Source organism: Okeania sp. SIO2F4 (genome assembly GCF_010672385.1).
Lineage (GTDB): Bacteria > Cyanobacteriota > Cyanobacteriia > Cyanobacteriales > Microcoleaceae > Trichodesmium.
In genome coordinates, this window is the sequence record NZ_JAAHGT010000145.1 from 1 (window position 1) to 14,873 (window position 14,873).

Below are 14,873 nucleotides of genomic sequence, written 5' to 3' on the forward strand. Positions count from 1 at the left end.
TTCTTAGTAGTTGAAATAGCTCTAAACCCTTAAATAGCAGACAATTCAACCTTTAGGAAAATCCCTTTTGATTAGAATTGCTTTTTTCTATTCATATAACTATTGCTATGCAAGGATTATAGAGTTCCTAAGTGTAGTAATTTATCATAGCTACCCTAGAAGAGCCTTAATTCTTAAGACTTTTTCTCAGTATCAAAAAAAGCGATCGCCAACTTATTACATAGTCACAATATTGAAATGGGAATAAAGATTATTTGTATAGACAAATTTTCACTCTTTACCCTCATCAGTCTGGTTACCAAGTAGCAAAGTAAAAAAAAATTAAAACTTGACTAAATAAAAGTTAAGGTTATAGGATAATTGACATACTCACTCACTAGGTAAATCGTAGATTATTACGCCAAAAAAATCAACTTAAAGAATTATAGGAGCTACTCATAATGACAGATTTAATCATAAATCAGGCTGAAAAATTTGGATTTTTTTGTAGCCATGATTTACTTGGCTATTGGCAAATTATATCCCACCCTGTAAAACCGCAATGGAAACTACATCAACAGGAAGAAAACTGGTTACTTTCAATATCTAACGAACCTCATCTGATTTTGTTGCCAGAAGAAGTTCTTGCTTTTCTTAGGTGGCGTTGGTTAACCCAGAAACAAAAGTCAGAATCTAAAATTTCTTGATAACTTAGCATTACTAAATATTAATAGCTTAATTGATTTTAAGTTCAGAACTAAAGATATTTAGCAATACATATTGTTTTGTCAAGATAACCACAACAAATTTATCGCATATATTCTGGTTCGGCAGAAAACAAAATTGGTTATGTGAGAAAAATAACTTGTTTAAAATCCCTATTAGTTAAGTTAAAAATTTTGATAATTTGTAGCTGGTAGCTAAGATTAATATAGCTACAAAATATCCGAAATTGAGAATTAGTTAAAGTTGCATTTATCATCAAAGAAGTGACTAAAAAATATAATTGAAGAGAATTTTATAGAAATAATTAGATGAGTAATTTATTGTCAACAGCTAATAAGGGACTTGCGCAAAAATAAAGTATCCGTCAAACAAGCTGTACTTAAGAAATTGCAAAACCTGATTAATAGATTAATAAACCCCAAGTCCCTAATAGCAAATAAATTTTTATGATTGACTAAAATCCCTTGATTGTTGGAACAATAAAGGCAATAGTTTAACTGGGAATAAGGAAAGACTTTTCAGATATAGCAATTCTCATAATGATGATGAACTAATTCAAGCAAACGACAAAATAATTTATCTTGAGCAGCCAGAATTTACGGCTAAAAAGCATTCAGATAATTCCCAGAAAAACCAGTTTATTTTTTGGCAAATATTATAGTCATTTTTTCAAATAAATCCTCGTCAAATCAAGAACTTGATTATTAACTACTGGAGTTGGATTCAGGAAAATCCGATTCGGAATCTAGTTTTTTCCAGTGGTTTGATTTTAGTAACTTTATTAGTTAGTAGTAGATTACTTTTTTACTTACCGAAAAATTTTCGTTTAAAGCCTCCCCTTCTAAGGGGACAATAAATAAAAATTTTCATGATTAGTCAATCCTCTTCTTTTCAAGGAGAGGTAATTATTAATTATTCATTATTAATTATTCATTGTTGAAACTATCCAGAAGTCACTTTAAGAGAAGCTTTTTATGGAACAGCAGTTTTACTACTTGGTGGATTTGGAGATATTTTTGGTGGTATTAAACTAGAGGAAGATTTTCCTTGGTGGCTGCAATTTTTGAGTTTAATCACAACATTAATAGGAATTATTTTTGTCGCCTTGCTCAATGGTTTAATTACAGAAAGATTATTAAGTACAAAATTTCAGTTTACTAGAAGAAATCCTATCCCTACCCAAGACCATGTTGTAATTGTTGGTTTAGGAAGAGTTGGTCAACGAGTCGCTACTTTATTACAAAAATTTAAACAGAAGCTAGTTGTAATTAGCAGTAGAGTAACCGAATCAGATATTACATCTCAAATTCCTCTAGTTACTGGTAATATTATTAAATCTCTAGAAAAAGTAAATTTAGCTACTGCCAAAGGAATTATTGCTGTTACAAATGATGAAATGTTAAACCTAGAAGTAGCATTAATGAGTTATTCTGTTAATCCAAATATTCGTTTAGTAATTCGCACTTATGAACAACGTTTTAGTGATAATTTAGCCAAACTTTTACCCGATTCTATTTCTTGTACTTCTGCTGTTGTCGCAGAAGCTTTTGCCGGAGCAGCATTTGGAGAAAATATATTAAGTTTATTTAGAATAGACCATCAAACAGTATTAGTAACCGAATATAATATTGAAACAGGAGATATTTCTGATTAATTTTAGCGGAAATAGCTTATGGTTATGGAGTCGTACCAATCTTATATCAGAAACTACCAAATGAATCAAAATTAATGCCCTCAGATGATATTAGACTTGCAGTAGGCGATCGCCTAATTGTACTAGCAACAATTAATAGTTTAAAACGAATTGAAAATGGTGAAATAAAGGAACCTACTTGGCAAGTTATGATTGAATCTGCACCATCAGAATATGCCATATTTCAAGGAGCAAATGAAATTGTTGGTATTGCTGGATGCAGTATGCTTACCGCTAGAGAATTAATGAATAATTTGCCAGGAATATTACCGAAAAGACTTTATAAACATCAAGCTCAAAGATTAGTTAGAACTTTGAAAAAAGTTTTTGTTAAAGCTAGATTAATCTCAGTATAAATTAATACAGCAGATTGCAAGCAAATGAGGTACAGTCCTTAATTTGATAAATCCCAACTATTTTAAAAACTGGTATACAAACTATTTTTGCTATACCTCATAAACCTGAAATACGCTGTAACAAACATAGCAATTAGTATATCGCGTATGAACAATCTAATTGTTGATTTGTTTTTTCTATCTTGATTAGTGGAAAATTTCTATATTTCTGATCTTGACCAGTTTAATTTTCCGACCCTGTTTGAAGAGATTCTTTTTGAATTTCTCTGAGAAACAGAAAAAGAGGTAAACCGAAAGAAACACCAACAGTTAAGGTTCCCAAAATAGGAAAAAATAGATATTTAATTTTTTTCTGATTACCCTCATAAAAAATAAACCCAAATAAAACAATAGCAGAAATCAGAACATCCAACCAAGCAAAAGTACTAATACGAGACGATATTGCTTCCGAAAACAGGAGATAAATATTAATACCGTGTTCTAAAATCCAAGGAATAAATTGAGAATATGGCAAGAAAAAGCCACATAAACACAACAACCCATAGAAATATTTCATTTAGTTTCTCTCACTTAAAAAATAGTTTACTCTATATAGGAATTCCCAAGAAGCGTATGAATAGGAATTTAAAAATTCATGCTATTCAAATCCTTTCTTTCTCCATGACTCCTGACTCCTGAGTCGTGACTCCTGAGTTGTGACCCCAATTTACCATTGATATCCAACAATGTCTACCGATAATCGCAAACAAGTCCGCAAAGTCTTAATTATCACTTTACTACTCAATTTATTAGTTATGCTAATCAAAGCAACAATAGCATTTTCGACAGGTTCCCTCAGCCTACTTGCTGATGCTTTACACAGCGTTACTGACAGTGCTAATAATGTTTTAGGATTAGTCACAAATCATCTTGCTTCCCCCAAACCAGACCGCGAATATCCCTACGGACACCAAAAATTTGACGCTATTGGTGCTTTAGGTATTGCTGCATTTCTGGGTATTGCTTGTTTTGAAATTTTGAGTGGAGCGATAGAAAGAATAGTCGGAGGTACTCAAGAAGTTGATATTTCCCCACTTGCGCTGTGGATATTATTAATTGTGCTGGGAATTAATATTTTTGTGGCATTTTATGAGCGTCGGGTAGGAAAAAAAATTGGTAGTAGCATTTTGCTCGCTGACTCCCATCATACCATGAGTGATATTTGGGTGACAGTAATTGTAATTGCAGGATTAATTGGTGTTTGGCAAGGAAATAAATTTAACTTACCTATTTTCCTTTGGTTAGATGTAATTTTGGCTTTCCCAGTTGCTTTATTAGTATTTCGGAGTGCTTGGGAAGTTTTGAAAGAAAATTTGCCTTGGTTGGTAGACTATATGGCAGTTGCACCAGAAGCAATTCATGCGATCGCCATGGAAGTTCCAGGAGTAGTTAACTGTCACGATATTGCCTCTCGTGGAGTTATTGGTCGTCAGGTGTTTATTGAAATGCACCTCATTGTTAACAGTGATGATGTAAAAACTGCTCATCAAATTACTGAAGAAGTAGAAGCGCGTCTACAAAAAAGGTTTTATCCTGCCAGAATTATGATTCACGTTGAACCTCCTGCTTATAAATCAGAACATATTTCTTTTGAATAGGGAGTAGGGAGTAGGGAGTAGGGAGCAGGGGGTAGTGTAGGGACATTGCATGCAATGTCCCTACAGAAGAGTTAACGCGCTCCTAGCATTTTGAAATATCTTTTTATTCATTTGAATTATTCCATATCATATAAAAAAATATTACTCAATTAGTTAGACAAAATGTAAAGTAACAAAATTATTGATTGTTGAAAAAGTAAAGTTTTCCACATTCTTGATTGTTGAAAAAGCAAAGTTTTCCACAGTTAAAATATAGTTTTCCACAGATTTTTCCACAAAGATTAAGGTTAAGTTAAAAATGTATGATCAAGAGGTTTATCTATACAAATAGTTTACAGTAGTTGTCAGGTTAATGAACCACGTTAAAAATAATGATATTTATTAGACATCTTCGATAATTAATCTTAAAAGAATGCGTCATTGCGAGCGTAAGGTCGTGGAGCGTTTGCGGAGCATTCCCGAAGGGAAAGCAATCTCAAAGTAATATGAACTATTGAGTATAAGGTATTTTCGTCATTGCGACCGACTCTTAAGCAATCTCAAGTCCTAGTTTTTCCTATAGCGCTACGCATTAAGGTTAGGACATTTCGCGCATCCTCTTAGCGGAGTTTTTCCCTATACGAAAAACCCTTTGACAGTCTGCTGTTCCTTGTTCCCTTTTCCCTGTTCCCTAGCGCGTAGCGCTATATCTCATATGTAAGTAAGGTATTTTCGTTATTGCGACCGACTCTTAAGCAATCTAAGCGCCCAAGGAGTTCGTATCTTATGGGTAAGTCCTGAGTAAGAGATTGCTTCATTCCGCTGACGCTCCATTCGCAATGACAATTCCCAAGATCTATATAGTTGAACCATGCATGGAAATTAGACGATTTGTCGTATTTAACAAAGAAAATATTTGTGTTTTAATAAAGCATGTCAAATAAAACTACACCAATGAAACTTATAACTGCCGATCAACCAGCTTTCAGCCTGAATAAATACCTTGCAGCAACTTTCGGAATTCTCTGTGGTAGTAGCTTTTGGGGATTGATGCAGAACCCAGCAGGTGCAGCGTCTTTCACAGATATTAACGATTTCAACTCATTTGTGAGTTCTCCAACAGTTGTCTCATTTACAGAGACTCCTCGAGTGTCAAAAGTAAGGGGTGCAACATTTTCAGATGTTCAAGCTGGAACATTTAACGCCAACGACTCATTTCAACAAGTCTATGCAAACCTGGGTGTAGTCTTTGCAGAGGGATCTCTTGAATTAGGTGTTCCTTTGGCTAATGACAATATACCTGGTACTCAACCAGGTGGAACTGACACTGTGCTTGTTGGAGATTTTGGATTCAGTACGCCAGCATTGGGAGCTTTTTTTGTCGATCCACAAACAGCCAATGGCTTTGTTAGTCCATCTCAAGCTTTTGCAGTGGGCGGTGAAGTTATAACTCCTGGTAATGTAACGTTTAGTGTTTTTGACATTGATGGAAACTTGATTGAATCAGTAACTCGAAACGGTAGTGGTTTCCTGGGAATTACTTCATCAACCGCAATTGCTGCTGCTACATTGGAATATGATATTGCCGCTCAGAGTGGTTTGGATACTTTTATTTTCCAAAATAATGAGGATGTGGTCGCCTCCACCCCAGAACCTTCGCTAATGTTAGGTTTTATCACATTAGGTGGTGTTTTGCTAGGCAGCAAAAGAAAGACTAAAAGTTGAGGTACGAAACCCAACATTCTCCAAGCAGGTTAGTTGTAGTTGTAGGTTGGGTTGAGGTACGAAACCCAACATTCTCCAATTAGATTGGTTTATTTGATGAAGCTAGCTTGAAAGCAAAAGTCAACCTTGGTTTTGTTGGGTTGCGCTGTCGCTTAACCCAACCTACCGTACATACAAGTTTCATCAGTTAGATATTACTTCTGACTTCTGAGTTCTAACTTCTGACTTCTTATCACTCCCACTCAATAGTTCCAGGTGGCTTAGATGTAATATCATACACCACCCGGTTAACTCCCTTAACCTCATTCACTATGCGGTTAGAAATAGTTTCCAACAGATCGTAAGGTACGCGAGACCAGTCAGCAGTCATCCCATCCTCACTAGAAACAAACCGCAAAACAATAGGGTAAGCATAAGTACGTTTGTCTCCCATTACCCCCACACTGCGAATAGGCAACAACACCGCAAACGCTTGCCAAAAATCGTGATACATTCCCTGTTGCTTAATTTCATCCCGCACGACAAAATCAGCATCCCGTAATATTTTCAACCGTTCGTCTGTAACTTCCCCTAAAATCCGAATTGCTAATCCCGGACCAGGAAAAGGATGTCGTCGCACAATTTCTTCTGGTAAACCAATGGAACGAGCAACCTTTCTGACTTCATCCTTAAAAAGTTTACGCAGAGGTTCAACTAACTTAAATCTCAAATCTTTTGGCAAACCGCCAACATTATGATGACTCTTAATTTTAACCGCCACTCGCTCCCCTGTCTTGGGGTCAACATTAGTGTTAGCAGATTCAATCACATCTGGATAAAGAGTACCTTGAGCAAGATAATCAAAAGGTCCTAAACGTTTTGACTCTTCTTCAAATACTTGGATAAACTCATGACCGATTAATTTGCGTTTTTGTTCTGGGTCAGTGACTCCTTCGAGTTTACCTAAGAAGCGCTCGCGAGCATTCACATATTCAACCGGTATATGAAAAGATTCATGAAATATTTGTACCAAATTTTCCGGTTCATACTTCCGCATAAACCCTTGGTCAATAAACATACAAGTTAATTTATCCCCTATCGCCTTATGGAGCAAAAACGCTAAAGTTGAAGAATCAACTCCTCCAGATAGAGCTAATAATACTCGTTTATCTCCTACTTTAGCTCTAATTTCTCGAATCGCTTCTTCTACAAAAGCTTCTGTCGTCCAAGTTGGTTCGCACTTGCAGATGTGGTAGACAAAGTTCCGAATCAGTGCTTGACCACCAATAGAGTGAACTACCTCTGGGTGAAACTGAGTACCGTAGAGCTTTTTCTCATGATCGGCGATCGCTGCACAAGGAGTATTATCCGTATGAGCTAATACTTCAAAACCAGAAGGCATTTTCGTCACAGAATCTCCATGACTCATCCACATAATTGTACCTTCTTCTACATTAGTCAGTAAATCTGTAGGATTGTCTATTGATAGAGATGCTTTACCATATTCAGCAAGTTCAGCACGTTTAACTTCTCCGCCAAGTTGTTGTACCATTAACTGCATACCGTAGCACACACCTAAAATCGGTATTCCCAAATTCCAAATTTCGGGATTGCAATGAGGTGCCCCTTCATCGTAAACTGAATTAGGCCCCCCAGAAAGAATGATTCCCCTGGGATTAAGAGCTGCCAATTTTTCAGCAGTTGTACGATAGGAAACAACTTCTGAATATACTTGAGTTTCGCGAATTCGGCGGGCAATAAGTTCTGAATATTGAGAACCAAAGTCCAGAATCACAATCATTTGACGGTTAAACTGAGTGGGAGAATCTGAAATTTTTTGTGTTTGTGTTGTTAGAGTCACGGTTAATATGTTATTATATTAGATTTGTGAGGTGAATTTTCCTCAGTTAGTAGCAGTTATAGCGCTACGCGCAAGGCAAAAGTCAAAAGCGGTGCGACCCCACGGGGTGCGACAGACGCAAGCGGTCAGATCCAGCGGGGTGAGCAAGACCCAAGGGAATACTGACCAAGAGAGGGAATGGGGACCAAGAGAGGCAAAAGTCAAAAATAATCTATGACCAAGTTTGATAATTTAGAAATGTCCGCGCCCTTTGTTTTGATTGCTATAGTATAGTAGCAATTACATGTGGAGTTATTGGCCAAGCTTATAAGTAGTTGTGAGAAAAATTTTTCATATGACACAAGTTAAGTGGCTTAGAAAATTTTTCTGTGTTTGTACAAAAGCTTGTATATTAGCTCTTTGTAGCTCCATACCTGACAACTAAATAGCTCAAGTAATTCTATTTGAGTCGAGAAAATAGTGATTTGAGTCGTACAGTCATTACTGCTTAATCAAGCTAAGGCATCATGTCAAAATAAGTTCTACAAATTTTATCTGAAATAGATTGTTAAATCTAGCTTCCATCAAAAAAACTGTAATGGTTCTTCTTACACGACTCCTAACTTGAATTAGACTGTTTCAATTTTCTACAGTTTAGTTTTCAAGGTATTCTTAATAGAATAACAAATTTTGGCAAAAACTGTATCAGCGACTTCAGTTTTACAGAAAATTTTCCGATCGCGGTCAAATAGCATCGAACCTACTTGGACCTGCTTTTGACTATGATTAAAAATATAAGCTTGGCAACGTTGGTCAATTTTAGAGGCGATCGCCCCATACACCCTACCCACCCAGTCATTTTCATCATTTCTATCTAAGTTCCGCAGCAGTTTCAAAGCAGTTTCAGCAGTATTACAAGCAAAAATTTCTTGTAGCACAGAAGTGGGCAAACCTATATTTGCACAGTGAGCTGTCAGAATTTCTAATCGTCCGTCAGCTAGATGGTGATGAGTATGAAAAATCCCCCCAGCCAATTTAATTAATTTGCCATGATAGCCTAATAATAAGATAGACTCTACTCCGGCAATAGCAGCAGCAACTAACATTGGGCCTAACCAGTTAGCTGTTTTGACGGTTTGCTGTGGGGGTATACCCATTTTCCTGGCTATATCTAAACCATTTTCCCCTACACAAAACACCAAACTATTAAACTGCACTGCCTTTTGTTGTAGTTCCTCCTGGTAAGCTTCAAGTTGTCCAGGGACACTCAAGGGTTGAGAAACCCCAGTAGTGCCTAACAAAGAAAGACCTTCAACTATACCAAAAGCAGAATTAGAAGTCCGAGTTGCTAATTGACGACCTTCTGGTAAAATGATAGTGACTTTGATTTGTTCATTTTGGTTGAGCAAGGGTTGAAGATTTTCTTGGAGCAGTCGTCGCGCATAATTATAGATAGCTGCTTCCCCAGAATGAATATTATGTCCAATTCCAGCTCCACCTATAATTACAATTTTTTCTGAAGTGTCAGTAGGGGAAACTTTAGCCAATTCTACCATTGCCCAAATAGGAGTATTGCGAGTTAGGTCGAGATTATTACCGGGGTCCGAATGAGTAATAGCTAAGGCAGTATTATTTTTTAGTAAAGCTATCTCTTCAATGGGAATATGGACAATTTCTGCTGGTTCTAGTAAATTAATTGATACGTTAGACAAAGACGAGATATTTTGACGTATCCAATGGAGAGCAGCTACAGCAGCAGCACAAGCAAATACAGGTAGAGTATATCCAGAGCGAGGATTCAATTCAAAATTCAAAAGTCAAAAGTCAAAAGTAAGAATTAATCAATTATAATCAGTTCCAAAGTCAAAAGTCAAAAGCATTTCAATTCAAAATTCAAAATTCAAAAGCCATGTCAATTCAAAAGTCAAAAGTCAAAAATACAAAATAAGAACGATTATCCTATATAAATAATCATCTATTCTTTACTCTACTCCCTACTCCCTACTCCCTACTCCCTTCTGGAGATATGTATTAATTCCTAGGGATAAAATTCCTAAAATTTTCTCTAAGTTATTAACAACATATTCTGTTAGATCGATGTGAACTTCCGTATTTTCTAATTGTAAGAATTTCCAAATATTTCCTGTGGTAACAACCCCTTCAATAATTAATAATTAATAATTAATAATTAATAATTACCTCTTCTTTTTAAGAAGAGGATTGGTTAAAAAGGAAATTTTTTTTCTTTTTTCTCCTTGCTCATGAGAGGCTTTAAACCTTTATTTTTCGGTAAATAGTGGAAATTTGATTGCCTTGTTGTTGATTAAATATTTGTCCGGCAATCATTTCTGCCAGACATTGCCCTAATCCAGCGTTTAAGTTTTCTTTTTTGGCTTCGACAATGGCAAAGACGGGAGATTTTATAAATAGTGTGGTTCGAGACCGATTAAGAAGGTAACAAGTACCGTTTAATCCTCTAGTGGTATCAACGTTAAATTCTGTTCCGGAAAAGAGGCTAATTTGATTATTCAGGATTTTTCTTAATTCTATTAAAATCGGGGCAATAATCATTTCTGTTTGCGGAGCATTCCGTCAGGAAACGGGATTTTTCTGTATTAATTGCTAAAGCTAATGGTAAGTTATTTTGTAATGTTTGTTTTAAAAATTGGCTTGGTTTCACTTCGGAAGTATTGGCAAAAAAATCGACTTTTTCTTGGATTTTTAAGGAAAATTCTTGTTGGATTTTGGGTAATGTAAAATCGCTGTAAGGCATTATTTTTAATTCAAAAGTCAAAATTCAAAAGTAAGAATTAATCAAGTCAAAATTCAAAATTCAAAAGTAAGAATTAATCAAGTCAAAATTCAAAATTCAAAAGTAAGAAATTTTAAGTTGAAAGTAATAAGTTAATTATTCAGCTTTTTTTTGCTAGTAACTATGGATTGAGCTAGAATTTTAATGAGTTGTTCGCATTCATCTAAAAGCTTGGCTATTCTTTCAGATTCTATCATGTCAGTTTCAATAAGTAATCTTAACCAATATCGGGTTTCCTTTGCTTCTTTGAGAGATATTTCTTGCTTACTAATAAAATCTTTGGTACTCTGAGCTGACTGTGATTCTGCTAGATTAGCTCCAATTGATGTTCCAGATCTAAATAATTGATTAGCTAGTAATCTGGGTGTTCCTGGTTGCTGGTCTAACAGATTACAAAGTTTAGTAATTCTAACTGCAAATTCAAAAGTTCTCTCTGTAATAGGTACAGGTATATTATTTTTCATTTTACTTTTGCTTTTTAACTTTTATAGTTATTCTGAATAAGAATGAAACATTTTTTGAGCTTGAAACCCTTTGACAGCAAGAAATTATTGTCTCAGTATAAACCAGAATAACTATAACTTAATAATTATCACTTTTGAATTGATTAATTCTTAATGCATGAATTTTGACTTTTGAATTCTTAATGCATGAATTTTGACTTTTGACTTTTGACTTGAAATGACTTTTGAATTTTGACTTTTGACTTGAAATGACTTTTGAATTTTGACTTTTGAATTTTGACTTGAAATGATTTTTGAATTGATTAATTCTTAATGCATGAATTTTGACTTTTGACTTTTGACTTGAAATGACTTTTGAATTTTGAATTCCGTGAAATGGTATGAGAGTAAAAACGAAACCTTTTTTACAAAGGGAGGCTACTGAATGTGGTGCTGCATCTTTGGGTATTATTCTGAAATATTATGGACGTGAAGTTCCTTTAATGGAGTTGCGCGGTAAATGTGGTGTGAGTCGAGATGGTACTAATGCAGGTCAAATTGTCAGGACTGCAAGAGAATATGGTTTAACAGCTAAGGGTGGAAAAAGCACTGTTGAATTCTTAGAAAATACCGATTTACCTGTGATTATTTTTTGGAAATTTAATCATTTTTTGGTAGTAGAAGGTTTTGATAAAAAGTTTGCTTATCTTAACGATCCGGCATTGGGTAGACGGAAAGTTAGTAAGGAAGAATTTGCGAAATCTTACAGTGGTATTGTTTTGCAGATGGAACCGGGAGAGGAGTTTGTTAAAGGAGGAAAAAAAAGAAATTTTATTGCTTATTTGGCTGTTCGTTTACAAAACTCGAAAACTGCTCTTGCTTTTACTTTTATCGCTGGTTTTTTCCTCAGTTTAATTCGCTTAATTATTCCGGCTTTTAGTTTGGTTTTTGTTGACCAAGTTTTAGTGGAGGGTTTTCAAGATTGGCTCCGCCCTTTACTGTTAGGAATGGCTGTTACAACTATTCTGCAATTTACTATTGCTAGGATGCAATATATTTTCTTGCGGAAGTTAATTATTAAACTTTCGATTACGATGAATAGTCAGTTTATGTGGCATTTGCTGCGGTTGCCTATGAAATTTTATGCTCAAAGATTTGCTGGAGATATTAGTTCTCGTGCTGCGTTGAATGACCAAACTGTACAATTATTGAGTCGGGTGGCAAATACTTTAATTGATGCGATAATGTTGGTATTTTATGCAGTTTTAATGAGTTTTTATAATGGAGTTTTAGCTGGAATTACTATAGTTTTTGGTTTGATTAATGTAGCAGCATTATATTGGCTCCGACAATTTCGGATTGAAGCAACTTTGAATTTGAGCGAAAAAAAGGGAAAATTATCTGGTTATCTTTTAGGTGGTTTAGGAGCAATTGAAACTTTGAAGGCTGGGGGGTTAGAATCTTATGTATTTGCGCGGATTTTGGGAATATATTCTCAGGTAATGAATGAGGAGCAAAGATTAAATATTCAAACTAAAGTTTTAACTGTTTTACCAACATTTTTAAGCAGTCTTGCTTCTGGGATAATTTTGGTATTAGGAGGGTTAAAAGTAATGGGAGGGGAAATGAGTATTGGGATGTTAGTAGCATTTCAAACTGTAGCTTCTGGTTTTTTAAATCCTCTGGGTGAATTAATCAATTTTGGTAGTAGTTTACAAGAGTTGGAAGCAAGTTTGGAACGTCTGGATGATGTTTTAGATCATCCTCTTGATGAAGATATTGAAATTACTGAAGCAGTAGAAAATTATGTTTTTGAAGAGGAAAATGAGGTGGAAAAACCCGTAGGGGCAATTAGCGAATCTGTAGGGGCGATTCGCGAATCGCCCCTACCTTATACGGACGTACCTTATACGGACGTACCTTATACGGGCGTACCTTATACGGGCGTACCTTGTAGGGACGTTGCATGCAACGTCCCTACTTCTCTTTTAAAAGGTAAAGTTGAACTGAGAAATATTACTTTTGGTTATAATCCTTTGAAACCTCCATTAATTGAAAATTTTAATTTGTTAATTAAGCCTGGTTCAAGAGTTGCTTTAGTCGGAAAAAGTGGTTCTGGAAAATCAACTATTGCCAATTTAGTTTGTGGTTTATATAAACCCAAATTGGGAGAAATTTTATTTGATGATGTGAGTCGTCAAGAAATTCCTCGTTCTGTTTTAACCAAGTCTGTGGCAATGGTGGCGCAAGATATATTTTTATTTGAAGGAACAATTCGAGAAAATTTAACTTTATGGAATCCAACTATTAGTAATTCGGCTTTGATTCAAGCTTGTAAAGATGCAAATATTCACGAATTTATTACGACTTTGACTGGTGCTTATGATGCTAATTTGTTGGAAGGTGGAGTGAATTTATCGGGTGGTCAAAGACAACGTTTAGAAATTGCCAGGGCGTTAGTAAATAATCCTCGAATTTTAATTTTAGATGAAGCAACGAGTAGTTTAGATGCGGAAACTGAAAGAATTATCGATTATAATTTACGTCGTCGAGGTTGTGCTTGTATTGTCGTCGCACACCGTTTAAGTACGATTCGAGATTGTGATGAAATTCTAGTTTTAAAAGAAGGAAAAGTATTAGAAAGAGGTACTCATCAACAACTTTGGAATGAGGGTGTTTATTATCGGGAATTATTAGAGGTAGAAGAAAGGAGTCAGGAGTCAAAGAAAGAAGGAGTCAGGATTCGTAGGGACGTTCGCATTTTTGTTATGAACGTCCGTACAGGAGTCAGAATGAAGGAAGAAGAGAGTTGGGTTTCGGGAATAAATGGAGAAAGACGAGAGAAAAATACTACTGAAAATTCTGTTTTTTCTGCTCGTTTATTGGCAGATTTAGAAAATAAAGGAGAACATTATTTTCTGGAAGGTAATCAACCGCTAATTTTTGAATCTCCCCAAATTATCTGGTTAGTAAAATCTGGGGAAGTGGAAATATTTTATTCCCTGGAATCAGCGGGAGAATTAATCGGAAATCGTCATTATTTATTTACAGTTAAACCGGGAGAGTTAATTTTTAATTGCCATGCTCAGACTCAAGGCAAATTATTGGGAATTTCTTTGGAAAAAGCCGAATTAATTCAGATTAATCTTACTAATACAGATTTAACTGAAGATTTCAATAGTTTGTCCGATCCTTTAGTAGAAAAATGGTTAAACCACCTCTTTATAATTCAAAAGTCAAAAGTCAAAAGTCAAAAGTATGAATTTATTACAAGTCAAAATTCAAAAGCCATTTCAAGTCAAAATTATGAATCTATTGATGAATCTGTTGGGTCGGTATCGAGTGATTTTTTTGATAATTTTTCCTTGCCATCTTTTACCGAATCTGAGCATCCTAATTTTTCCCAAATTGTCACAATCAACAATAACTTTTGCAATTATCTGCACGAAGTTATTTTGGCAGAGGAACAAACAGAAATATTCAATTCTCAACAACTCAAAACCTATAATCAACGCAGTCAAGCAGAAACTATGCAAAATTTTGTTTCTGTCTTATACAATCGAGAAACAACTAACTCAATAACCTCTAATTATAATGACTTATTATTAATAGCAGTAGGAGCAATAGGTCGTGCCAACAAAATAGAAATTAAAGCACCATCTACACAGGGGAAAAATTTCCAAAATACCCTCCCAGAAAAAAAA

13 protein-coding genes are annotated in these 14,873 nt (G+C 35.1%); 6 read left to right on the top strand and 7 right to left on the bottom strand.

Features of this window, described 5'->3' with window-relative positions; translation table 11 throughout:
- Positions 1-440 precede the first annotated feature (440 nt).
- Positions 441-686: a hypothetical protein gene (locus F6K22_RS11830; protein ID WP_293097445.1), complete on the top strand. Its 246-nt coding sequence runs from the start codon at positions 441-443 to the stop codon at positions 684-686.
- 140 nt (positions 687-826) lie between these two features.
- On the opposite strand, the gene F6K22_RS41950 is transcribed toward F6K22_RS11830, so the two are convergent.
- Positions 827-961, bottom strand: a complete 135-nt coding sequence (locus tag F6K22_RS41950) for a DUF1830 domain-containing protein (protein WP_363273375.1) — start codon at positions 959-961, stop codon at positions 827-829.
- A gap of 807 nt (positions 962-1,768) precedes the next feature.
- Between F6K22_RS41950 and F6K22_RS11835 the strand changes: the two genes are divergently transcribed.
- Both F6K22_RS11835 and F6K22_RS11840 read left to right on the top strand, forming a co-directional pair.
- Positions 1,769-2,359, top strand: a complete 591-nt coding sequence (locus tag F6K22_RS11835) for an NAD-binding protein (protein WP_293097447.1) — start codon at positions 1,769-1,771, stop codon at positions 2,357-2,359.
- Between the two features lie 74 nt (positions 2,360-2,433).
- Positions 2,434-2,754, top strand: a complete 321-nt coding sequence (locus tag F6K22_RS11840; RefSeq protein ID WP_293097450.1) for a hypothetical protein — start codon at positions 2,434-2,436, stop codon at positions 2,752-2,754.
- Between the two features lie 223 nt (positions 2,755-2,977).
- Here the strand turns inward: F6K22_RS11840 and F6K22_RS11845 are convergent, their stop codons facing one another.
- Positions 2,978-3,310 (bottom strand): DUF2834 domain-containing protein, encoded by a 333-nt coding sequence (locus F6K22_RS11845; protein ID WP_293097452.1) that lies wholly within the window; start codon positions 3,308-3,310, stop codon positions 2,978-2,980.
- A gap of 169 nt (positions 3,311-3,479) precedes the next feature.
- Here F6K22_RS11845 and cdf31 point away from each other — a divergent pair, with 169 nt between their 5' ends.
- Together cdf31 and F6K22_RS11855 are read left to right on the top strand one after the other, a co-directional pair.
- Positions 3,480-4,391, top strand: a complete 912-nt coding sequence (gene cdf31, locus F6K22_RS11850) for a CDF family zinc efflux transporter Cdf31 (RefSeq protein WP_293097454.1) — start codon at positions 3,480-3,482, stop codon at positions 4,389-4,391.
- Between the two features lie 933 nt (positions 4,392-5,324).
- Positions 5,325-6,095 carry a PEP-CTERM sorting domain-containing protein gene (locus tag F6K22_RS11855; protein WP_293097456.1) on the top strand — a complete coding sequence of 257 codons (771 nt, stop codon included), beginning with the start codon at positions 5,325-5,327 and terminating at the stop codon, positions 6,093-6,095.
- 232 nt (positions 6,096-6,327) lie between these two features.
- On the opposite strand, the gene guaA is transcribed toward F6K22_RS11855, so the two are convergent.
- From guaA to F6K22_RS11880, 5 genes are all read right to left on the bottom strand, one after another.
- Entirely contained in the window at positions 6,328-7,875 is a 1,548-nt protein-coding gene (gene guaA / locus F6K22_RS11860) for a glutamine-hydrolyzing GMP synthase (protein WP_293097470.1), read from the bottom strand.
- A gap of 686 nt (positions 7,876-8,561) precedes the next feature.
- Positions 8,562-9,728 (bottom strand): cobalt-precorrin-5B (C(1))-methyltransferase CbiD, encoded by a 1,167-nt coding sequence (gene cbiD / locus F6K22_RS11865; protein ID WP_293097458.1) that lies wholly within the window; start codon positions 9,726-9,728, stop codon positions 8,562-8,564.
- Positions 9,729-10,185: 457 nt separating this feature from the next.
- Positions 10,186-10,485, bottom strand: coding sequence for a hypothetical protein (locus F6K22_RS11870; RefSeq protein WP_293097461.1), 300 nt, complete (start codon positions 10,483-10,485; stop codon positions 10,186-10,188).
- Positions 10,439-10,708: a hypothetical protein gene (locus tag F6K22_RS11875; RefSeq protein WP_293097463.1), complete on the bottom strand. Its 270-nt coding sequence runs from the start codon at positions 10,706-10,708 to the stop codon at positions 10,439-10,441. The genes F6K22_RS11870 and F6K22_RS11875 overlap by 47 nt, the downstream gene beginning before the upstream one ends.
- Before the next feature lie 110 nt (positions 10,709-10,818).
- Complete coding sequence (locus tag F6K22_RS11880; RefSeq protein WP_293097465.1) at positions 10,819-11,190, bottom strand: four helix bundle protein; 372 nt, start codon at positions 11,188-11,190, stop codon at positions 10,819-10,821.
- A 380-nt stretch (positions 11,191-11,570) separates the two neighbouring features.
- Between F6K22_RS11880 and F6K22_RS11885 the strand changes: the two genes are divergently transcribed.
- Positions 11,571-14,873 (top strand): cysteine peptidase family C39 domain-containing protein (locus F6K22_RS11885; protein WP_293097468.1); only part of this gene is annotated, 3,303 nt, incomplete at its 3' end.